This is a genomic window from Clostridium muellerianum (assembly GCF_012926525.1).
GTDB classification, from domain to species: domain Bacteria; phylum Bacillota; class Clostridia; order Clostridiales; family Clostridiaceae; genus Clostridium_AM; species Clostridium_AM muellerianum.
In genome coordinates this window covers 1-23,469 of sequence record NZ_JABBNI010000009.1, presented here as the reverse complement: position 1 = coordinate 23,469, position 23,469 = coordinate 1, and the positions used below count along the sequence as shown (strand labels likewise).

Here is a 23,469-nt window from a genome sequence, read left to right as displayed (position 1 = left end):
ATTTATTTTGTCACAGTTTTATTAGGCTTTGGTTTTCTATAATAGGTATTTTCTAAAGGAAGTTTACATCTGAAGATACCATCTTTTTTATAGTAGGCATTTTGCAATGCAGGTGCACCCATAACACATACAATTTCACCAACACCTTTAGCGCCGAATGCAATACTAGAAGTATTTTTTTCAACTAAGTGTGTTTCTATAGGTGGCATTTGTGTTGATTTAAAGATACCTAATGTACCAAGTTTTACTTGAGGAACACCATTTTTAAGTGGGAAGTCTTCTGTTAATCCATATCCAAGTCCCATGGCTACCCCGCCTTCTATCTGACCTGTAGCAGAAAGAGGATTAATTGCTCTTCCAACATCATGAGCTGCAATAACTTTTACCACTTTTCCTTCTTTATCTATAACAAAAAGTTGAGTTGCATATCCATAAGCAATATGACTTACAGGGTTTGGTTTTGGAGAACCAATTGGGTCTGTTTTAAAATCAAATTCTCCAATATATTCATTACCCTTTAAACTTTCTAATGTACATCCAGCATCTAAATCAGCCTTCAATTTTAGTGATGATTGATGTGCTGCTTCTCCAGCAAATGTAGTTTGACGGGATGCTGTTGTTGTACCTGAGTCAGGTGTATATTTTGTATCAGGATGCTCCACAACAATTTGTTCTGGTGTTAATCCTGTTGTTTCACAGATTATTTGAAGCAATACGGTTTGTATTCCCTGGCCAATTGCACCAGCAGAAGATCTAGCATGAACTTTACCATCTATTATTGTTAAGTTGCATCGTCCTATATCAGGAACACCTACTCCAACACCTGCATTTTTCATAGCAGAAGCAATACCTACATAGTAATTTGGATCTGCTTCATATTTTTCAAAATCTTCTTTTACTGCTTCTAAAGTTTCTAACATAGCAGTACCTTCATCTGCTATTTGACCATTAGGTAATGATTGCCCTGGTCTAATGGCATTACGATAACGGAATTCCCATCCTGAAAGACCAGCCTTTGCTGCTAACTGACCAATAAGAGCTTCTACTACTGCACAAGATTGAGTTACTCCAAAACCACGAAATGCACCAGCTGGTGGGTTATTGGTATAGTAAGCATTTCCTTCAATATCTACATTTTGATAATTGTAAGGACCGCCAGCATGTGTACATGCTCTTTGAAGTACTGGACCACCAAGAGAAGCATAAGCACCTGTATCAGAGGTGATTCTTGCCTTCATTCCTTGTAGGATACCGTTTTCATCACAGCCGATTTTACAGTAGATCTTCATTGCATGGCGTTTTGGATGATAGTTGATGCTTTCTTGACGGGTAAAAGATACTTTTACTGGTCTCTTAGTTAAATAAGCGCAAAGTGCAGCTTGATGCTGTACACTCATATCTTCCTTACCACCAAACCCACCTCCAACAGTAGCACTTTGAATTCTTATTTTTTCTTGTGGAATACCTAGGTAATTACTAAGTTCATGGTATTCATCGTAGATACCTTGTGCTCCTGTAATAACCTTAACACCATCTCCATTAGGTAAGCCAATTGCAGTTTCTGGTTCCATGAAAGCATGTTCAGTTGGTGGAAGTTCAAAAGTACCTTCTACTACAAATTTAGAATTTGCAAGCGCAGTTTCCGCATCTCCTCGTTTTACTTCTTCATGATCAAATAGATTGTTTTCTGGAATTCTAAACTTTCCAAAATGCATAAAACCTTCACCATGTATTTGGTGAGCATCTGGTGCAGCAGCTTCTTCAGGAGTACAAATTGGCTTTAATTCTTCATATTTTACTTCTACAGCCTTTACGGCTTCCACTGCTTGTTCTCTAGTTTCAGCCACAACCATTGCAACGGTATCTCCGATACATTTTGTTTCTTCTCCTACATCAATCATGCCTGGCCAATCCTGCGCTAGATGACCAATATATCTTTTGCCAGGTATATCCTTTGCTGTATATATTGCAACAACTCCGGGCATTTTAAGAGCATTGCTTATATCAATAGATAATACTTTTGCATGAGCGTACTTGCTAAAAACATTTTTTCCATAAAGCATGTCTTCAAAACTAAAATCATCTGCATATTTTGCTGTTCCTAGTGTTTTTGCAGGAGCATCTACACGACAAACTCTTTCACCAACTTTACCAGTTTGTTTTAATTTTGGTACTTCAGTGTTTTCTCTTAAGATTTTTGCAGCTAAAAGAATTCCTTCTTCAATCTTGGCATAACCGGTACATCTACAAATATTAGTACGTATAGATTTTTTTACATCCTCTTTTGTAGGATTCGGATTTTGATCTATTAAGCATTTACCACATATAACCATACCAGGAATGCAGAATCCACATTGAACTGCACCTGCAGCTGCAAATGCATAAGTAAATACATCCCTTTCTCTTTGAGTAAACCCTTCTATAGTTTGCACCTTTTTACCTTCTAGCTTAGAAAGTTTTTGTATACAAGCACGAGTTGTTTTTCCATCAACAATGACCGTACAAGTTCCACAAGCACCTTCCTTGCATCCATTTTTTACTGATGTTATTTTTAGATCTTCACGAAGAAAATCCATTAATGCCATATCCTTATCACATTGATAATCAATATCGTTTACATTTACTTTGAACATTTCAAAGATACCTCCTAGTTTTAGCTTTCAGAAAACTTTCCAGGGCCTAACATTTTTCCTAACGTTAATTTAAAAGAATGAAATGAGTTTGTTAAAGATATATATATAAGTTTTTTATTAAAACAAGCTGAAACCGTTTAACTAAATTGGATAAAAAAATGCTGTAACTTGCAGCTAAGTAAGATTTTAAATTTTGTTTTTTAATACATTATATTGTAAAAAATTATTCTTATAACATCATTTTATCATGTTGAAAATTTTATATCAATAAAAAATCAAATTTTTTTTCTTTCTACCAAAAATTTTTTTTGATTTTCTCCGGATTTAGCAGTATAAGTGGTTGCGTGAAAAAAGTAATTGTTATATAATATAGAAATGAAAACGTTAAACAGCCTGAGATCAGCTTTGGCTGGGCGGGAGGTAAAAGATGAAGAAAATAATTAAAAATGGATTTATTGTGAATACAGAGGGTGTTATGAAATGCGACCTGCTCGTCGAAGATGGCATTATTAGTGCAATGGGCGTCGGGTTTGAGGATAAAGAGGCGGTTACTATAGATGCTTCTAACAAATATGTGCTTCCGGGTCCTATTGATGTGCATACACACATGGATCTTCAATCTGGAGCACTTAGGGCAGTGGATGATTTCTACAATGGATCTATTGCAGCTGCTTGTGGAGGGACAACAACTATTGTAGATCATATTGCTTTTGGTCCTAAAGAATGCACACTTCAGCATCAATTAGATGTTTATCACGGATTGGCGGATTCTAATTCGGTAATTGACTACAGTTTTCATGGAGTTTTACAGCATGTTGATAAAGATATTCTCTTAGAGATGGAGAAGCTTATGAAGGGAGGAATTCCTAGTTTTAAGGCATATATGACTTATGATTCTAGATTGTCAGATGATGAACTTCTTCAGGTTATGAAAACTGTAAAAAAGGTTGGAGGAGTACTTACAGTTCATGCGGAGAATCATGAAGTTATTGAGTACCTAAAAAGAAGTTTTGTAGAGCAGGGAAAGACTCAGGCAAAATATCATGCTTTAAGCAGGCCGTCACATACGGAAGCAGAGGCAGTTGCACGACTAATTCACATTTCAGCAATGGCAGATTATCCTAACTTATATCTTGTACATATCTCTACAGAGGAAAGTCTTAATGAGGTAAGAAAAGCAAAGGAAAACGGAGCTAAGAATATTTTTGTAGAAACATGTATTCAGTACTTGATGCTTACAGACGATAAGTATCTTCTTCCAGAAGGAGAAGGATTAAAATATGTAATGTCGCCTCCTTTGAGAAAAAAGAAAGATTGCGATGCCTTATGGAAAGCAATTCAAGATGGAATTGTACAAGTAATAGCAACAGACCACTGTCCTTTCTATTTTAAGGATAAGGTTGAGTATGGATTAAATGATTTTACACATTGTCCAAATGGTGGTCCTGGAGTAGAGGAAAGAGTAAGAGTGCTCTTTACAGAAGGAGTTATAAAAAATAGAATAAGTATTCAGCACTTTGTGGAAATTGCTTCATGTAATCCTGCAAAGATTATGGGATTATACCCAAAGAAAGGTACTATTCAGCCAGGAGCAGATGCAGATCTTATATTGATTGACATGGAAAAGTCAGGCGTAATCAAAGAAGATTTACTTCATGGAAATGCAGGATATAGTCTTTACGAAGGATATCACTATAAGGGTGAAATTGAAATGGTTATGCAAAGAGGTAGTGTTATTGTTGATCATGGAAAGTTCCTTGGAAGTAAAGGTGACGGGAAATTTATAAATAGAATATGTCCAAATTTTTAAAGCTAATAGTTGTTTAATATAGTGCTGATTATCAAGTAATATGTAAATGAATGATAATAAGAGTTATATAATTATTTGTCATGTTTTTCTTGAATATTTATGTGTATTTTTATATTATATAAAGCATAACTAATAAATTTAAGAGGGTGTTTTTATGGATTTGAAGATGGACTTTTTAACACGTCTTGCAAAGGCTTTAGCAAAGCAATTTGGTGATAATTGTGAAATAGTTATACATGATTTAAATAAAGCTTCTCTAGATAGTTCAATTGTTGCTATAGAAAATGGGCATGTATCAGATAGAAATGTAGGAGATGGCCCATCAATGGTAGTACTTGATACTTTAACTAAAAAGCCTGAAGAAATTGAGGACCAGCTTTGCTATTTAACAGAAGTGGACGGCAAGATGATAAAATCAAGTACTATATATATAAGAGATGAAAATGGCGAGATTAACGGTATTTTTGGTATTAATTATGATATATCTCCTATGGTTGCTTTTCAGAAAGAAGTAAAATCTCTTATTAGTGTAGAGCCTTTAGAAAATGACGAATCAACTCATATTTACCATGATGTAAATAATTTGTTGGATGATTTAATTAGGCGAGCTGTAAAACTTATTGGACGTCCTGTCAAATATATGACAAGGGAAGATAAAATCAAAGCTATTCAATTTTTGAATGAGCATGGTGCATTTCTAATCACAAAGTCTGGAGATAAAATATCAAATTATTTTGGTATATCTAAATATACAATGTATAGTTATCTGGACAAAGAACTAGAATAAAGAAAATAATTTAAATAATAGAGGCTGTGGCGTTAAGAAATTTACATGTAACATATTGTATTATGAATCAATTATTAATACAATATGGTGTAGAATTTATTCTTAATGGGACAGCCTCTTTTTAGAATACTTAAATTAAATAAGAAGTCATGTTTGTTATACAATAAATGCAAACGAAGACTGATCCTAAACTAACAATCAGTTTAGGATCAGTTTTTTTTACAAATATTAATTTAAGTTTATTTATTTTTGATGAATGTTCCTGTTTTACCGTTAATTCCATCCTTTGCTTTTTCAAGAAGAGTGATTAACGCTGTGTGATTGTCTCCAGAAGCTGCGAAATCAACTGCAGCTTGTACTTTAGGAAGCATAGATCCAGGAGCAAAATGACCTTCGTCCATGTACTTTCTTGCTTCTTCTACTGTAATGTTATCAAGCCATTTTTCATTAGGAGTTTTGAAATTAATTGCAACTTTTTCTACAGCAGTTAGTATAATTAAGAAATCAGCATTAATTTCTTTTGCGAGTAGACTGCTTGCAAAATCTTTATCAATTACAGCTCCTACACCTTTTAGATGGTTTCCTTGTCTAATAACAGGTATACCACCACCTCCACAGGTAATGACTACTTCACCTGAACTTAATAGATTCTTTACAGTATCTATTTCAATGATTTCTTTAGGAAGGGGAGAAGCTACTACTCTTCTGTATCCTCTTCCAGAATCTTCAACTACAGTAAGACCCTTTGCTTCTGCAAGTTTCTTGCCTTCTTCATCCATGAAAGGACCAATTGGCTTTGTAGGATTCTTAAATTTAGGATCATCTTCATCTACACGAACTTGAGTAATTACTGTAGTAACAGATTTTTTTATACCACGATTAATAAGTTCTTCTTTTAAAGCATTCTGTAGATCGTAGCCTATGTATGCTTGGCTCATAGCAACACATACTGATAGTGGAGTGAATGTTGGATGCTTTGGGTCTGAACGTCCAAACATATCCATAGCATTATTGATCATTCCAACTTGAGGTCCATTTCCGTGTGAAATAACAACTTCATGGCCTTCTTCTATTAAATCAGCAATTGCTTTTGATGTATTTTTAACTGCGATCATTTGCTCAGGTAGATTGCTACCAAGGGCGTTTCCGCCCAAAGCAATAACAATTCTTTTTTTCATGGCAATTGTTCACTCCTTTAATTAATCCATTTTTCTTTTTTTAGAAGCTTTTTCTAATGTTTTTAAAGTTTCCTGTGGGTTTTTGAATTTGCTTAAGAAAATCATAGCAGCTATTATATATGGTTTGAAGCTTGCTTCTTTGTAAAGTGGTGTACGATAACGATCAAATACGCTAGCATCAACTTCACCAGCTTCACAGCTTACACCAGTAATGTCAGCTGGAAGACAGTGTAAATAAAGAGCTTTTCCGTCTTTAGTAAGTTTCATCATATCTTCTGTACAAGCCCAATCTTTATGTTGTGCATTTTGTGCAAGTAATTCTTTTTCAAGAGCTTTTATTCCTTCAGTGTCGCCTTCGCCATATAAGTTAGTACGTTTTTCCATTGCTACAAATGGTGCCCAGCTCTTTGGATAAACTATATCAGCATCTTTGAATGCTTCAGCCATATCGTTTGTTTTTGTGAAAGAACCACCTGATTTAGCAGCATTTTTCTTAGCAACTTCTTCTACATCGGACATAACTTCATATCCTTCTGGATGAGCAAGAACTACGTCCATTCCCATACGAGTCATTAAACCAATAACACCTTGAGGTACTGATAATGGTTTTCCGTATGAAGGAGAATAAGCCCATGTCATAGCGATTTTCTTTCCTTTAAGGTTTTCTACACCACCAAATTCGTGGATAATGTGAAGCATATCAGCCATAGCTTGTGTTGGATGATCTATATCACATTGAAGGTTAACTAATGTAGGTCTTTGTTCTAATATGCCATCTTCGTTTCCTTGTTTTACAGCATTTGAAACTTCGTGCATGTAAGCATTTCCTTTTCCTATGTACATGTCATCACGAATACCGATTATGTCTGCCATGAATGAGATCATGTTTGCAGTTTCACGAACTGTTTCTCCGTGAGCTACTTGAGATTTACCTTCATCTAAGTCTTGAACTTCAAGGCCTAAAAGGTTACAAGCAGATGCAAAGCTGAAACGAGTACGAGTTGAGTTATCACGGAATAATGAAATTCCAAGTCCGCTTTCAAAAACTTTAGTAGAAATGTTGTTTTCTCTCATATAACGAAGGGCGTCAGCAATTGTAAATACTGCTTCTAATTCATCATCTGATTTTTCCCATGTTAAGAAGAAATCATTGTTATACATTTCTTTAAAATTTAATTTGTTTAATTTTTCAATATAATAGTTTAAATTTTTTTCCATAGTTAAAACTCCCTTTATTTTAAAATTTTAATTTTCATTATTAAGTAAAAAATATCCAACCTAAGGAAAGTATTTATTTATAAGTGTTTTAGGTTGGACATTTTTTAAAAGAACAATTAATATAGATTAATCATTATTTACAATATAAATTTGGTAATGCAGCATAAACAGCAGCACATTTTACTAAATCATCTTTCCATGTTTTTTCGTTTGGAGCATGTGCTTGAGCTTCTGCACCAGGTCCGAATCCTATAACAGGTATTCCATGACGACCCATTATAGCAACACCGTTTGTTGAGAATGTCCATTTATCAGTAAGTGGACGAGCTTTTCTCATTGCATCTGTTTCTTTAGAGCCGCTTCTTGTTTTTTCATAAAGATTAGTATATGCTTCTTCCATTGCTTTTGTTACAGCATGATCTTCTGGAATAACCCATGTAGGGAAGTAGCATTCTTGTGGATAAGAAACTCCAGTCCAGCTTGGTCTATCATATTCATACATACTTACTGTTGCATTATATTTTTTAACAGCTGGAAGTGCACGGATTTCATCTAAACAGCTTTCCCAAGTTTCACCAGATGTCATACGACGGTCTAATGAAATTGAACAAGAGTCAGCTACTGCACAACGGCTTGGTGAAGTAAAGAATATTTGAGATGTAGTTACAGTACCACGTCCTAAGAATTGAGCTTCTTTGTATTCTGGATTGAATTTTTTATCTAACATTTTTACTAGACCTTTAATTTCTGTGTTATCAGCAGCATCATTTTCGTTAAGGTCTCTTACGTTCATTAATATTTCACACATTTTGTAGATTGCGTTATCTCCTCTTTCTGGAGCTGAACCATGACATGAAACACCTTTAACATCAACACGGATTTCCATACGTCCTCTTTGACCTCTGTAGATACCGCCATCAGTTGGTTCTGTACTTACTACAAATTCAGGTTTTACTTTATCTTTATTTATAATATAAAGCCAGCAGTTTCCATCACAGTCTTCTTCTTGTACTGTTCCTGTTACAAGTACAGTATATTTGTCACTTAATAGGTTAAGGTCTTTCATTATTCTAGCACCGTATACAGCAGATACGATACCTCCTAATTGATCTGATGTACCTCTTCCGCCGATTTCTTCTTCAGTTTCAAATCCTTTATAAGGATCGAAAGTCCAGTTTGATAATTCGCCTATACCAACAGTATCGATATGAGCATCATATCCAACTAAAGTTTTTCCTGTACCCATATATCCAAGTACGTTTCCCTGAGGATCTATTTCAACTTTGTTAAATTCTAATGATTTCATTTCAGCTTCAATTCTTTTTATAACGCCTTCTTCTCCGCAGCTTTCACCTGGAATTGCTACTAAGTCCCTTAAAAATTTAGTCATCGCTGGTTTGTAAGACTCTGCTTTTTCTTTAATTTTAGTATAATCCATAATTAATTCCTCCATTTTCTTATTTATAATTTCTTCTTATAAATTCTTTTTATAATTAATCGTATTGTTTGCCGTCCCAAACAATTTCTTTATATCTTTCTGGATCTGTATCTCCTTCAGTAGAGAAAAGAAGTACATTTGAATTTTCATTTAAATCTAATTCTGCTTTTAAGTCAGCTAATTCAGGTTTAGTCATTATAGAAGCTAAAACACCGAAAGGTACTGCACCGGATTCTCCAGATACTACTTGAGGATCTCCTTTACATGGAGCACTTAACATTCTCATTCCATTTGCTGTAACTTGATCGCTAGCAGCAACGAAAACTGATACGTGATTTTTAAGTATGTCCCAAGAAATTGTATTTGGTTCTCCACAAGCTAAGCCAGCCATAATTGTTTGCATATCGCCATCTACTATTTTTTCTTCTCCAGTACCTGCTACGGCACCTTTATATAGACATGCTGCAACATCAGCTTCTACAACTACAAATTTTGGAGGATTGTCTGCATATTTGTTAGAAAAGTAACCTACAACGCCGCCTGCAAGAGATCCAACACCTGCTTGTACAAATATGTGTGTAGGGCGTTTAACTCCTGCGCTTTCTAATTGTTCTCCAGCTTCTGAAGCCATTGTTCCATAACCTTGCATAATCCATGATGGAATTTCTTCGTAACCAGCCCATGCAGTATCTTGAACAATTACACCATTTGGAGTTTTTTCAGCTAAAGCTGCGGCCATACGTACACATTCATCATAATTTTCATCTTCTATTGTTACTTTTGCACCTAATGCTTTTATATTATTGAAACGAGTTTCTGTTGAACCCTTTGGCATAAGTACAACTGCTTTTTGTTTTAATTTGTTAGCTGCCCATGCAACTCCTCTGCCGTGATTTCCATCAGTTGCAGTATAGAAAGTTGCTTGACCAAATTCTTCTCTTAATTTATCAGATGTAAGAGTTTCAAAATCAAGTTCGGAAACTTTTCTTCCAGTTTTTGAAGCAATATAACGAGTCATTGCAAAAGATCCGCCAAGAACCTTAAATGCATTTAAACCAAATCTATATGATTCATCTTTTACAAATACATTGTTTAATCCTAAATGTTTAGCCATATTTTTAAGATTTGCAAGAGGAGTTGGTTCATATCCAGGGATAGTTTTAGTAAAGTTCCTTGCTGTTTGTACCTCTGATAACTCCATTAATTTTAAATGTTTATCATCTGTGTGTGGCATAGTGTTTTTTACCCATTTTACCTGATTCATAAGATACCTCCTTGAAATTATGTATAACTAAATGTTTTATTAAATTTATTTTTGTTAAATTTGTTTTGTAATCGTTTTGACTTAATTTCATGATAACACATTAATTTTATAAATCAAGAGAAAATATAAAAATTTTTTAGGTAAAAAGAAAATTTTTTAGATAAAAATAAAAATTATTGATTCTAAAGGTATGATATATAAGGGATTGTATAATATATAGAAGCTCATAAAAATTTTTTAGGTAAAAAGAAAATATTTTTGATTTTGTATTGACTGACTATTTTTATAATGCTAAACTAACCTTAAAGAATAGTAAACAAAATTTCAAAAATAATCAATTCGATAAACTGAAACACTAGTGTACAGATTTTAATCTACATTTAAATTACAAATTGTTTTTTTTTACATTATTCAAAAACGTTTACAAAATTAGTACTATAAAATACTTTCTGTTTGATTTTTTAAATAGGATTATTTCTTGAATTTTTACTTTAATTAAGATTAAGACAATGGATTAGTACTATAATTATTAAAAATAAAACATGAAAAGGAGTAGGAATATGAAGCTAATTGGAAATGGAAAAGTTATTACAAGAGACAATGATCAACCACTAATAGAAGAAGGAGCAGTTTTAGTAAAAGAAAATACTATAGTAAAGGTTGGAGATTACAAACAGTTAAAGGGAGAATATCCTGATGCTGAATTTATAGATGCTAAAGGCGGAGTGATTATGCCTGGACTTATCAACACACATAATCACATTTATAGTGCTATGGCAAGAGGATTAGCTATAGATGGATATAATCCAAATGGTTTTCTTGAAATTCTAGATGGATTATGGTGGAACATTGATAGACATCTTACACTTGAACAAACAAAACAAAGTGCTATTGCAACTTACATTGATTGCATAAAGAATGGTGTAACAACTGTATTTGACCATCATGCAAGTTTTGGAAGTATAGAAGGAAGTTTGTTTACAATTGCAGATGCTGCAAAGGAATTAGGCGTACGTACATGTCTTTGTTATGAAGTATCTGACCGTGATGGTGAGGATAAAATGAAAGCTTCTGTTAAGGAGAATGCTGACTTTATTAAATATACAGCAGGTCTTAAGGATGATATGACAAAAGCTATGATGGGACTTCATGCGTGCTTTACAATATCAGATAAATCTTTCGAATTAATTAGAGAAAATACACCTGATAATGTTGGTTATCATATACACGTAGCAGAAGGAATTGAAGATTTACATGATTCATTAAAGAAACATGGCAAACGTATTGTAAATCGTTTAATGGATCAGGGAATTTTAGGACCAAAGACTATTACAGCTCATTGTATATATGTTAACCCTCAGGAAATGGCTTTATTAAAAGAAACAGATACAATGGTAGTGCATAATCCAGAATCAAATATGGGAAATGCATGTGGATGTCCTCCAACTATGGAAATATTCAATCGTGGTATTTTAACTGGATTAGGTACAGATGGATATACTAATGATATGTTTGAATCTTATAAAGTAGCTAATGTTTTACATAAACATTCATTATGTGATGCAGGCGCTGCATGGACAGAAGTACCTGCAATGTTATTTGAAGGTAATGTTAAAATAGCTAATCGTTATTTTGATACACCTCTTGGGGTATTAAAAGCTGGTGCAGCAGCAGATATAGTTGTAGCAGACTATGATCCACTTACACCACTTACTGCCGATAATATAAATAGTCATATGCTTTTCGGACTAAATGGTTCAAAAATAGTTACAACTATGATTAATGGTAAAGTATTAATGAAAGATAGGGAACTTTTATTTGTAGATGAAGCAAAAGCAATGGCCGATTGTAGACAACAAGCAGATTTATTAAGAATAAGCATTAACAAGAGATAAAGGAGGATTTTATAAAATGGGAGATAGAATGACACCAATTCCTTTTGGAAATTTAATGAATTGGATTTTTGAGGAAAATAAAGTTTCAGGAAGCACTTTTGGTATTCGTAGAAAGTTTGTTAAAGAAAAGGACAAGGTTTTAAATATTTTTGGTGAGAAAATTGAAACACCTTTTGGTCCAGCAGCAGGTCCACATACACAACTAGCTCAAAATATTATTGCTGCTTATTATTCAGGAAGTAGATTTTTTGAATTAAAAACTGTTCAAATTCTTGATGGAGAAGATTTACCAGTAAGTAAACCATGTATTTTAGCTGAAGATGAGTGCTATAACTGTGAATGGTCTACTGAACTTAGAGTTCCAGAAGCTTTTGATGAATATGTAAAGGCTTGGTTTGCATTAAAAGTTATTGCTAAAGAATTTGGTATAGGAGCTGCAGATGGATTTGTATTCAACATGAGTGTTGGTTATGATTTAGCTGGTATCAAATCTGAAAAAGTTAATACTTTCATTGACAATATGAAAGATGCAAAGAACACTCCTGTATGGAAAGAATGTATGGAATATCTTACTTCAAATGTTGATAAGTTCAAAAATGTGGACAAGAAATTTATTGAAAGCATACCTTCTACAGTATGTAATTCAGTAACAGTTTCAACATTACACGGATGTCCTCCACAGGAAATTGAAAGAATTGCTTCTTACTTATTAGAAGAAAAGAAGTTGAACACATATGTAAAATGTAATCCTACATTATTAGGTTATGAAGCAGCAAGATCTATTATGGACGAAATGGGATACAACTATGTAGTATTTGGAGATTTCCATTTTAAAGATGATTTACAGTTTGAAGATGCTGTACCAATGATTGAAAGATTGCAGAAAAAAGCTGGTGGACTAGGAGTTGAATTTGGTGTTAAAATCACAAATACATTCCCTGTTGATGTAACTAGAAATGAGCTTCCAAGTGAAGAAATGTATATGTCTGGACGTTCTTTATGTGCGCTTTCTTTATCAGTTGCGTATAAATTGAGCAAAGCATTTAATGGAAAACTTCGTATTTCATATTCAGGAGGAGCAGATTACTTTAATATAGATAAGATATTTAATGTTGGCATATGGCCAATAACTATGGCAACTACATTCCTAAAATCTGGTGGATATCAGAGAGGAAATCAAATAGCAAATAAATTAGAAGAGATGGAATACAAGCCATTTGAAGGTGTATGTGTTGACGGTCTTGCAAAATTAATAGAAGAGATTAAACAAGACAAGCATCATTTAAAAGCTATAAAACCATTACCTTCAAGAAAAATGAAGAAGCAGGTTCCACTTTTAGATTGTTTTGTAGCTCCATGTAGTGAGCAGTGTCCAATTAACCAGGACATTCCTGCATATATTAAGCTTGTAGGAGAGGGAAAATACAAAGAAGCACTTCAGGTTATAACTGATAAGAATCCTCTTCCATTTATAACAGGTACTATATGTAATCATACTTGTATGAATAAATGTACTCGTAACTTCTATGAAGAATCTGTAAATATTAGAAGTGCTAAATTAGAAGCAGCAAAGAAAGCTTTTGATGAATTAATAAAAGAAGTTAAGTCTTCTGATAAATATAAAAACAAGAAAGTTGCAGTCGTTGGTGGAGGCCCTGCAGGAATTGCAAGTGCTTATCTTCTTGCAAGAGAAGGAGCAAAGGTTACTGTATTTGAAAAGGAAGCAGAGCTTGGTGGACTTGTAAAGAATGTAATACCAGCTTTCCGTATTTCAAAAGAGTCCATTGATAAAGACATCGAATTAGCAGCTAAAATGGGTGCAAAATTTGAGGTAAATCATAAAGTAGAAAGTTTAGAAGAATTAAAATCAGCTGGTTATGACAATGTTATTCTTGCTGTAGGAGCTTATAATGGAAGACCTCTTGGAATACAGTGTGATAATGAAGTAAATGCTATTGAATTCTTAGGAGCATGTAGAAAAGCTCCTGAAACAGTAAAAGCAGGAAAAAATGTTGCTATTATTGGTGCAGGAAATACAGCAATGGATGCAGCAAGAGCAGCTAAGAGACTTCATGGAGTAGAAAATGTTTATATAGTATATCGTCGTGATATTAAAAATATGCCAGCAGACGAAGAAGAATTAGAGCTTGCGTTAAAGGACGGAGTTGAGTTCAAAGAATTATTGGCACCTGCAGCTCACAAGGCTGGAAAACTTACATGTCATAAAGTTATTCTTGGAGAAGTAGATGCTTCAGGTAGACAGAAACCTGTAGTAACAGAAGAGGAAGTTGTACTTGATGTTGATTTAGTAGTAGCATCTCTTGGTGAAAAAATAAATAGTGATTATTATAAAGCTTTAGGACTTAATGTAACAGAGAATGGATGTCCTGTAGTAGATTTTGATACTATGAAAACTTCTATGGAAAATGTTTATGTTGTAGGAGATGGTGCAAAAGGACCAGCAACTGTAGTTTTAGCTATTAGCAACGCTACAAAGGCAGTTAATTCAATTCTTGGATTAGATGCTAGAGCAGAAATTACTGTTGAAAGCGACATAAATGATGCAGCTAATAAAAAAGGTATCTTAGTACACTCAAAAGACGTGAAAGGTGAAGCTAATCGTTGCCTTGAATGTAATCACATTTGTGAGTCATGTACTGATGTCTGTCCTAACAGAGCCAATGTAGCTGTTAAGGTAGCTGGAAGTAAAATGCCACAGATAGTCCATGTAGATTATATGTGTAATGAATGTGGTAACTGCTTAGTTTTCTGTCCATACGGCAGTGCTCCATACAAAGATAAGTTTACTTTATTTGCTAATGAAGCAGATTTTAAAAACAGTGAAAATCAAGGATTTGTGTTAATGGATGAGGCAGCTTTAAATGTTAAAGTACGTCTTGGAGGAAAAGTATATGAATTGAGTCTAAAAGATTCTTCATGTGATGTTCCTAAAGGAATAAAGGATTTAATGTTGTCTGTTTGTAAAAATTATAGTTATCTGTTAATGAAATAAAACATAATGAGCTAAAGGTACCTTGCAGCAAGTTAGATATGTTTGCAAGGTACTTTTTAAAACTTACATAAAGAAGGAATAAAAATGAATGAAAAAAGTATGTGGTATTTATCAGATTCTGATTTTGAAAGTGTGATAAATATTACTAGTGATCTTGTAAAATTAGAGAGCACTAATCCACCAGGATTTGAAGAAGAAGTTGGAAAATATTTGGTGAACTTTTTCAATGAAGCATCTATAGAAACTAAAATCTTTCCTGTAGAAAAAGGAAGATTTGATGTTGTGGCTAAAATTCCTGGTAAAGATAGTAAATCTTCTATAGCATTTACAGGACATATGGATGTAGTTCCTGTTAGTGAGAAAGAATATAGACGTTGGAATATACTACCTTTTTCTGGTGAGGTAAAAGATGGATTTATCTATGGAAGAGGTTCATCAGATATGAAGGGTGGTTTAGCTAGTGCTATGGTTGCTATGTCAAATATAGTAAAAAAGGGTGTTATGCCTCCCAATGATATATATTTGATTGCAACAGTAGATGAAGAAGATAGTATGAAGGGATCAAAAGCTCTTTTGAATGAACATTTTCTTAGTACAATTGAATTGCTTGTAGTTTGTGAGCCAACAGGACTTGAAATATGTACTGCAGGTAAGGGGAGAACCTATGCTAATATATGCATTACAGGAAAAACAGGACACGGTTCTCAGGGAAAAGGATTTAATGCGATTGAATTCGCAAGAAAGCTTATGAATAAAATGCAGGAAACTAGTTTTCAAAAATATGAAAATACTTCTTATGGGAGTTCATTTTGGCAACCTATAAGTATAAATGCAGCCGTAGAACCCTGTGTTGTTCCAGATGAGCTTGTATTAAAAGTAGATGCAAGATTAGTACCTGATCATAGAACAGAAGATGTATGGATGGAAATGAGAAACATAATAGATTCTTTAAAGAAGCAAAATCCCGGATATGATGCAGTTATTGATATTATTGATCAGAGAGAGGGATGGAAACTTCCTATGGAATCATCATTTCTTTCTAAAATAAAGAAAATTTATGATGATCTTAATATTACTTTTAAGACAACTTTTTTTGCTGGAACTACAGATGGCTCTATTTTTAGAAAAAAGGGAGTAGAATGCATTATTGTTGGTCCAGGGGAATTAAGCGCTGCACATAAAGAGAACGAGTGTGTATCCATTGAAAAATTAATTCAAGGTTGTAAATTATATTATAATATAATGTTGAAAAGGTAACTAAATTTTATTTAGAACTAAAAAATTTTTTTTGATATTATATTGATTTAGTATTTTGAACGTGATAAAATGTATTCAAGAAGTGAGTTTGTTAAAGTATTGACAAGTATGAAAACGATTTTTGTAAAAGTGATGATAAAGTTCCAATTAATTACATCACTTCATTTTTTAAATAATTATAAAACGTTTTCAAAAAACATGTATTATCTATTAAAAGACAACTATTTACAGGATTATGCTTATTGAAAGTATTAAACTACATACTTATACTAAGGAGGAATAATTATGAATAAACAAAAGGATTCAGTAATTTATCAGCTTGATGGAATACCACCTATTAAAACAGCAATTCCATTAGGATTGCAGCACGTACTTGCTATGTTTGTGGGTAATGTCACTCCGGTTATTATAATATCTGGCGCATTGAAGCTTCCAGTAGAACAGAAGGCGTTTCTTATTCAATGTGCTATGTTTGTTGCAGGTATTGTATCATTGATTCAAGCTTTCCCTTTAGGACCAATTGGTGCAAGACTTCCAATTATTATGGGTACAAGTTTTGGATTTCTTGCGGTATGTCTTTCTATAGCTTCAAAATATGGACTTCCAGGTGTACTTGGAGCTGCATTAGTTGGAGGTATTTTTCAAATATTTTTAGGATTTTTTCTTAAACATATAAGAAAGTTTTTTCCACCAATTGTTACTGGTATAGTTTTGTTAGCTATTGGGTTATCACTTATCGGAACAGGAATGAATTACTTTGCTGGCGGTGCTGGTGCAAAGGATTTTGGATCAATGCAGAATTTACTTTTAGGTACTATAGTATTGATAACTATAGTTGCAGTGCAGTACTTTACAAAGGGAATTTTAAGTAAATCATCAATTCTTGTAGGACTTATTGTAGGTTATATAGTTGCTCTAATGATGGGTAAAATAAGTTTTGCATCTGTAGGAACAGCAGGTTGGTTTTCATTCCCAATGCCACTTAAATTTGGTTTTGAGTTCCATTTAGATGCTATATTGTCAATTTGCGTAATTTATATTGTTTCTACTGTTGAAACAGTAGGTAATGTATGTGGTATAGCTGCTGGTGGTATTGGAAGAGCTGCTACAGATAGAGAAATTTCAGGTTCTGTAATAGCAGATGGTGTAGGTTCAATATTTGCAGCATTCTTTAATGTACTTCCAACTACTTCTTATGGACAAAATGTAGGAATAATAACTATGACAAAGATTGTAAATAGATTTACAGTTGCTACAGGAGCAATATTCCTTGTAATCTGCGGTTTGTTTCCTAAAATAGGAGCTGTTATTGCAGTAATGCCATCAAGTGTTTTAGGTGGTGCAGCTGTTGTTATGTTTAGTATGATGGTTGTAAGTGGAATTAATCAAGTTACTGAAGTACCACTGCAGGGTAGAAATGCTACAATTCTTGCAGTAGCTTTAGGAATAGGTGTAGGTTTTGCTCTTGTGCCAGGTGCAGTTAAGAATTTTAATCCACTTATAAAAATGCTTTTCCAGGGTTCAGGAGTTGCAATTGCTGCTGCCCTTGCAATATTATTAAATATAATATTGCCTAGAGATAAAAAAATTAGTGCTAACGAAGAAGCTGCATAGCTTGAAAATGATATTTAGAAAAATAAAACAGCTTCAATAGTTCTTCTGCAGGAATTAATTAGAGAGGGTCGATAATATGTTAGATAAAGATTTAGTAGTAATAAGAGGCGGAGGGGATATAGCTAGTGGAATTGCATGCAGACTATTTAATGCTGGATTTAAAGTATTGATTCTAGAAGTAAGTAAACCTTCCGTAATAAGAAGAAAAGTATCATTTGCTCAGGCAGTTTATGATGGTGCAGTTTTTGTTGAAGGGATTTGTGGCAGGAAAGTTAAAAATATTAATGAAGCGTTGATGGTTATAAAGAAGAATGTAATTCCTGTTATTGTAGATGAGAATCTCAATAGTTTTAAGGATAATAAACTATATATATTAGTAGATGCTATACTAGCAAAAAAGAATTTAGGAACTACCATTGACATGGCCAACGTTGTTATTGGAGTTGGACCAGGATTTATAGCAGGAGAAGATGTAGATGCTGTTGTTGAAACTAGACGAGGTCACGATTTAGGAAGAGTAATTTTGAATGGTTCTGCTGAGGTAGATACAGGAATCCCGGGAAATATATGTGGGTATGGTATTGAAAGGGTAATAAAATCACCTAAAGTTGGAGAAGTGAAAATAATTAAAGATATTGGATCTATTGTTGAAAGCGGTGAAACAGTTGCTTTAGTAGATAACGTTGAAGTAAAGGCAAAAATTAGTGGTGTAGTTAGGGGAATGATTCAAGAAAAATATTATGTTTCTGAAAATATGAAAATGGCAGATGTTGATCCTAGAGCTAATGTTGATAACTGTTTTAGTGTGTCTGATAAGGCAAGAGCTGTTGGCGGAGGCGTATTAGAAGGTATACTTTACTTTATGAATAAAAGAAATAGTAATTCCATTTCTTTAGGAAAGAAGCAATGTATTTTTTAAATATTGAATTAAATTATATTTTAACTAATAATGGAGTATAACTATTAATATGATGGTGGGGGAAATAATTCTTCCACCATTTTTTACATATATTAATTATTTGTCTACACAGTAATAGCAGCAATTGGTGTAAAAAGCAGCCATTACTTCTATTATGTGTAGTTAGGTTTATTAAACATATATAATTTTTTCTTAAAGAATACATGAATATTAGATTTGAATTGTTTTTCAGTATAATTTTTTGTTATAATTATACTTACTAAGAAGATCTTTATTTTATTTGTTGTAATTAATTTATGTAAGGCTAATTAATAATTATGAAAGAAGCTGAATGAATATAAATTTCTGCAATTATTAAAGTAGTAAAGTTATATTTATTCAAGTTTTTTCATATACAGGAAACAATAAAAAGGAGGTTTCATTATTCTATAATGAAAGTGGTTAGTATATACTAAGGACGATTTTATTATAGTAGTAAATACTGTTAAAGAAAAAATAAGGTTATATATTAATACAAAATGCAATTTATTATTGGTATAGTAACACTAAATTAAATTTTACTCTTTTACAACATTGAATATTTGTTTTTAGTTTATGCAAAAATGAAACTAAGAAGTCAGGGGATGGGGACTTTGATAATTATTAATGGACTGTATAGAGAAAATTGTTTATAGAGAAGTTTTTCATTTTAGTGATACTGTTAATCGGGTTTTAAGTTAAAAACTTTACAAATTATAATAAAAATTTAAGGGTAAAGAGTCTTTAAATAGGGTTAGCTTCTTTACCAGATAGGAGATTTACATGGCAGTAAAAAATAAAAATAAAGTAAGAGTTATTCCTTTAGGAGGTTTAGGGGAAATCGGAAAAAACATAACGGCTATAGAATATGATGATGAAATAATTGTCATTGACTGTGGGTTAGCTTTTCCAGATGCAGAAATGTATGGTGTTGATTTGGTTATACCAGATATAACATATTTGTTAAATAATAAAGAAAAGGTAAAAGGATTTTTCTTAACTCATGGACATGAAGATCATATAGGTGCCCTACCATATGTGTTGAAAGAAATAAATGTACCAGTTTATGGCGCAAGATTGACTTTAGGATTAGTAAAAAGTAAGTTGGAAGAACATAATATGCTTTCTAACTGTACTCTTAATGAGGTTAAATTAGGGGAAGAAGTTAAAACTGAACGTTTTAAAGTAGAATTTATAAGGACTTGTCACAGCATTTCAGATGCCTGTGCACTAGCTATACGTACTCCAGAAGGGGTTATAGTTCATACTGGAGATTTTAAAATAGACTATACTCCTATAGATGGAAAAGTAATAAATCTTCAACGCTTTGCAAAGCTAGGAAATCAAAGAGTACTATTATTAATGGCAGACAGTACAAATGTTGAACGTCCAGGTTATACAGTCTCAGAGAGAGTAATAGGTGAAAATTTAACAAAAATTTTTAGTCATGCAAAGGGCAGGGTAATTGTTGCATCCTTCGCATCAAATATTAATAGAATTCAACAGATTATTAATTCATCTTTGTTTTATGGAAGAAAAGTTGCATTTAGTGGAAGAAGTATGGAGAAAATATCTACCATAGCTATGGAATTAGGTTATATGGAGTTACCAAAAGATCAACTTATAAGTGTGGATGATATTGATAAATATCCTTCTGATAAGGTAACTATTATAACTACAGGAAGCCAAGGAGAACCAATGGCTGCACTTTCAAGAATTGCATATTCAAACCATAAAAAAATTAGCATTGCAAAAGGTGATTTAATAATCATTTCTGCTTCACCAATTCCTGGAAATGAAAAGCTTATATCTAAACTTATAGATGAGCTTTTTAAGAAGGGAGCAGAAGTAATTTATAATGCATTAGAAGAAGTTCATGTTTCAGGTCATGCCTGTCAGGAAGAGCTAAAATTGATGCATACCTTGATTAAACCCAAGTTTTTTATGCCTGTTCATGGGGAATATAGACATCTTAGAAGACATTCATTATTAGCGGAAGATCTAGGAATGGATTCTAAAAACATTTTCGTTTTAGAAACGGGTCAGGTATTAGAATTAACTAGAAATAGTGCTAAAAAAGCAGCCAAAGTTACTTGTGGGGGAGTTATGATAGATGGGCTTGGTATTGGTGATGTAGGAAATATAGTACTTAGAGATAGAAAACATTTGTCACAGGATGGTATATTAACAGTAGTAGTGACAATAGATAAAGCATCATTTACTATACTTTCAGGACCGGATATTATTACAAGAGGATTTGTTTATATGAAGGAATCTGGAGATTTAATAAGTGCAGCAAGAGAAGTAGTAAAAGTAGAGATAGATAAATGCTTGGAAAGTAAAGTTAAAGACTGGTTTACAATAAAATCTAATATAAGATATTCCTTAGGAGGATTTTTATATAATAAAACAAGAAGAAGACCTATTATTTTGCCAGTGATTATGGAAATATAATAAGCATAGTGCGACGCAACTTAAAGTATAGTGGAAGTTTGGATTTTAACTTTTACTTCATGATATAGGGTAAGTGTTTCATCACTGCTAAATGTTTCTAATTATTCTAAAGCTCAAAATTTGTGAAAGCCTAAGAACTTTGTCAAACTCGGTTCTCTCAAACAAGACTAAAGTTCTAAGGCTTTCACAAACTTTTCGCTAAGAATAATAAGAAACAATTTAGCTAATGTGATGAAACACTTACCCTATATCACTACATAAAAGTTAAAATCCAAACTAATAACTTTAGTTGTATGCAGTAATATTGATAATTTTATAATTTTAATTTTAAAAATTAAGGTGGAGCCTGATGTTCTAATATAATAAATTTAATTTCAAAATTATAATCGAATGAACAATAATAATAAATTGCGATACAAAGGATACTCATTTAATGTGTTATAAATAGTAATTTAGTGGAGGAAGAATGTATGAGAAAAGAATTGAAATTTCCTGAAATTGATGAAAGTAAAATAGCATATGTTAGTAGGCTAATTGATTTTATTGCTGAAAATGGTACAGAGGATTATCATAATGAATTGTTAGAACTTAATCTTATTACAGACAAGAAGTACACTGGAATTGAGTTTGCTGAATATTGGGGGTGGACATCATTGGATATAATTTCAAAACAAGCATTAACTCCTAATCCTCCATGCATTCTTGACTTAAGTAAAAATGAAATTATGGAAATGATAGGTATTATAAAAAGTCATTTTGAAAATGGGGAAGATGTAGAAGCTGAATACTATACTGAACTTTTACATAAAAGTTTATCATTAAGTGATATTTTACACTATGTAATGCTTAATGGAGAACCAGAACAGATAGCTGATAAAATGCTTGAAGATTCAAGAAATAATATCATTTCGTTATAGGAATTAAATTATAATTAGAACTTCTTAATGAAGTGAGTGTTCCTGCACAGCATATATCAATCTTCATACAGCTTAACGTTTCTTCTTACTTCAGTCTACATATATACTATTATCCATTTATCTTAATAGCGTAGCTCTTGTAATAATTATTTTTTAGCTATATATTTTAAGTTATTTATTCTAATCATAACCTAAGGCGCAGCCTGAGGTTCTAATATAATAAAGTTAATTTCAATTCAGTAGTATAAAATCTCATTTCAAAATACATAAATTCTTGATTCTAAAAGATTTAAAAAATAGGAATCAAATACATATCATATGTTATATTTTGTAAGTTATGTTATAATAAGTGCTATTCAAAATTATAATCGAATGGACGATAGTAAGATATAGTGCAAATTAGAAAAGGTTGTATTGAATAAATTTATGACGAATAATGAAAATTTTACGACGTAACTTTTGGATATAAAGATACGAACAATGTTCTTTGAAAATCAAATAATGCGGTGTTGAGGAGTAAAAGTGACTTACATTTAGATTTATAACATTCAGTATGAAAAGTTATTTAAATACAAAAAATTGAATTTAACAATTGAATATCTTCAAACAATATGTTATTATGTTTGTAATAAATCAAACATATTTAAAAAGTGTTTGAATATAGCGCGCTATTGGAACTAAATAAAAATGTTAATTATAAGGTGGTTTTATGAATAAAATAACGGAGTATATTGAAAGTTTTATTACTATTGACAATAAACAAATAAATGAAATTATGAAACAAGATGAGGAAATGAGTGGTATCCAACCATGTGTAGGGATTGAAGCTGGAAAACTTTTAGGTTTATTAATAAGGTCAAACAATGCGAAAAGAGTATTGGAATTTGGTACATGTCTTGGGTATTCTACAGTATGGATAGCACAAGATTTAAAGGAAACTGGAGGAAGACTCATATCAGTTGAATATAGGAAAGATTTATATGAAATAACAAAAAGAAATATTGAATTGTCAGGGTTGTCTGAAGTTGTGGAGCTAATATTAGGAGATGCAAGT

The 23,469-nt window shown here is 32.5% G+C and carries 15 protein-coding genes; 10 read left to right on the top strand and 5 right to left on the bottom strand.

Annotated features, from left to right (window positions below; all coding sequences use genetic code 11):
- Window positions 1-2: 2 nt before the first annotated feature.
- A complete protein-coding gene (gene xdh, locus HBE96_RS04290; protein ID WP_169296529.1) occupies window positions 3-2,633 on the bottom strand; it encodes a selenium-dependent xanthine dehydrogenase in 2,631 nt (876 codons plus the stop codon).
- 427 nt (window positions 2,634-3,060) lie between these two features.
- On the opposite strand from xdh, the gene hydA reads away from it, so the two are divergent.
- Window positions 3,061-4,443 (top strand): dihydropyrimidinase, encoded by a 1,383-nt coding sequence (gene hydA, locus HBE96_RS04285; RefSeq protein ID WP_169296528.1) that lies wholly within the window; start codon window positions 3,061-3,063, stop codon window positions 4,441-4,443.
- Between the two features lie 154 nt (window positions 4,444-4,597).
- A complete protein-coding gene (locus HBE96_RS04280; protein WP_169296527.1) occupies window positions 4,598-5,230 on the top strand; it encodes a helix-turn-helix transcriptional regulator in 633 nt (210 codons plus the stop codon).
- 239 nt (window positions 5,231-5,469) lie between these two features.
- Here the strand turns inward: HBE96_RS04280 and arcC are convergent, their stop codons facing one another.
- The 4 genes from arcC to dpaL form a co-directional block, all read right to left on the bottom strand.
- Window positions 5,470-6,408: a carbamate kinase gene (gene arcC, locus HBE96_RS04275; RefSeq protein ID WP_169296526.1), complete on the bottom strand. Its 939-nt coding sequence runs from the start codon at window positions 6,406-6,408 to the stop codon at window positions 5,470-5,472.
- Window positions 6,409-6,429: 21 nt separating this feature from the next.
- Window positions 6,430-7,626, bottom strand: a complete 1,197-nt coding sequence (gene ygeW / locus HBE96_RS04270; RefSeq protein ID WP_169296525.1) for a knotted carbamoyltransferase YgeW — start codon at window positions 7,624-7,626, stop codon at window positions 6,430-6,432.
- 133 nt (window positions 7,627-7,759) lie between these two features.
- Window positions 7,760-9,064: a YgeY family selenium metabolism-linked hydrolase gene (locus HBE96_RS04265; protein WP_169296524.1), complete on the bottom strand. Its 1,305-nt coding sequence runs from the start codon at window positions 9,062-9,064 to the stop codon at window positions 7,760-7,762.
- 55 nt (window positions 9,065-9,119) lie between these two features.
- Window positions 9,120-10,328: a diaminopropionate ammonia-lyase gene (dpaL, locus tag HBE96_RS04260; RefSeq protein WP_169296523.1), complete on the bottom strand. Its 1,209-nt coding sequence runs from the start codon at window positions 10,326-10,328 to the stop codon at window positions 9,120-9,122.
- Window positions 10,329-10,888: 560 nt separating this feature from the next.
- Here dpaL and ssnA point away from each other — a divergent pair.
- The 8 genes from ssnA to HBE96_RS04220 form a co-directional block, all read left to right on the top strand.
- Window positions 10,889-12,223, top strand: coding sequence for a putative aminohydrolase SsnA (gene ssnA / locus HBE96_RS04255; protein ID WP_169296522.1), 1,335 nt, complete (start codon window positions 10,889-10,891; stop codon window positions 12,221-12,223).
- A 16-nt stretch (window positions 12,224-12,239) separates the two neighbouring features.
- Window positions 12,240-15,236: a putative selenate reductase subunit YgfK gene (ygfK, locus tag HBE96_RS04250; RefSeq protein ID WP_169296521.1), complete on the top strand. Its 2,997-nt coding sequence runs from the start codon at window positions 12,240-12,242 to the stop codon at window positions 15,234-15,236.
- Between the two features lie 84 nt (window positions 15,237-15,320).
- A complete protein-coding gene (locus tag HBE96_RS04245) occupies window positions 15,321-16,493 on the top strand; it encodes a M20 family metallopeptidase (RefSeq protein ID WP_169296520.1) in 1,173 nt (390 codons plus the stop codon).
- Between the two features lie 285 nt (window positions 16,494-16,778).
- The gene (locus HBE96_RS04240; protein WP_169296519.1) at window positions 16,779-18,107 is read left to right on the top strand and encodes a uracil-xanthine permease family protein; all 1,329 of its coding nucleotides are present in this window, start codon (window positions 16,779-16,781) and stop codon (window positions 18,105-18,107) included.
- 76 nt (window positions 18,108-18,183) lie between these two features.
- Window positions 18,184-19,026, top strand: coding sequence for a selenium-dependent molybdenum cofactor biosynthesis protein YqeB (gene yqeB, locus HBE96_RS04235; protein WP_169296518.1), 843 nt, complete (start codon window positions 18,184-18,186; stop codon window positions 19,024-19,026).
- 801 nt (window positions 19,027-19,827) lie between these two features.
- Window positions 19,828-21,498, top strand: a complete 1,671-nt coding sequence (locus HBE96_RS04230) for a ribonuclease J (protein WP_169296517.1) — start codon at window positions 19,828-19,830, stop codon at window positions 21,496-21,498.
- A gap of 470 nt (window positions 21,499-21,968) precedes the next feature.
- Window positions 21,969-22,415, top strand: a complete 447-nt coding sequence (locus HBE96_RS04225) for a hypothetical protein (protein WP_169296516.1) — start codon at window positions 21,969-21,971, stop codon at window positions 22,413-22,415.
- 709 nt (window positions 22,416-23,124) lie between these two features.
- Window positions 23,125-23,469, top strand: a 345-nt coding sequence (locus HBE96_RS04220; protein ID WP_206154828.1) for an O-methyltransferase, incomplete at its 3' end; no start/stop codon positions are given.

Coding starts and splice junctions, on each gene's coding strand:
- xdh (WP_169296529.1), bottom strand. CDS start 2,633: ATGTTCAAAGTAAATGTAAACGATATTGATTATCAATGTGATAAGGAT.
- hydA (WP_169296528.1), top strand. CDS start 3,061: ATGAAGAAAATAATTAAAAATGGATTTATTGTGAATACAGAGGGTGTT.
- HBE96_RS04280 (WP_169296527.1), top strand. CDS start 4,598: ATGGATTTGAAGATGGACTTTTTAACACGTCTTGCAAAGGCTTTAGCA.
- arcC (WP_169296526.1), bottom strand. CDS start 6,408: ATGAAAAAAAGAATTGTTATTGCTTTGGGCGGAAACGCCCTTGGTAGC.
- ygeW (WP_169296525.1), bottom strand. CDS start 7,626: ATGGAAAAAAATTTAAACTATTATATTGAAAAATTAAACAAATTAAAT.
- HBE96_RS04265 (WP_169296524.1), bottom strand. CDS start 9,064: ATGGATTATACTAAAATTAAAGAAAAAGCAGAGTCTTACAAACCAGCG.
- dpaL (WP_169296523.1), bottom strand. CDS start 10,328: ATGAATCAGGTAAAATGGGTAAAAAACACTATGCCACACACAGATGAT.
- ssnA (WP_169296522.1), top strand. CDS start 10,889: ATGAAGCTAATTGGAAATGGAAAAGTTATTACAAGAGACAATGATCAA.
- ygfK (WP_169296521.1), top strand. CDS start 12,240: ATGGGAGATAGAATGACACCAATTCCTTTTGGAAATTTAATGAATTGG.
- HBE96_RS04245 (WP_169296520.1), top strand. CDS start 15,321: ATGAATGAAAAAAGTATGTGGTATTTATCAGATTCTGATTTTGAAAGT.
- HBE96_RS04240 (WP_169296519.1), top strand. CDS start 16,779: ATGAATAAACAAAAGGATTCAGTAATTTATCAGCTTGATGGAATACCA.
- yqeB (WP_169296518.1), top strand. CDS start 18,184: ATGTTAGATAAAGATTTAGTAGTAATAAGAGGCGGAGGGGATATAGCT.
- HBE96_RS04230 (WP_169296517.1), top strand. CDS start 19,828: ATGGCAGTAAAAAATAAAAATAAAGTAAGAGTTATTCCTTTAGGAGGT.
- HBE96_RS04225 (WP_169296516.1), top strand. CDS start 21,969: ATGAGAAAAGAATTGAAATTTCCTGAAATTGATGAAAGTAAAATAGCA.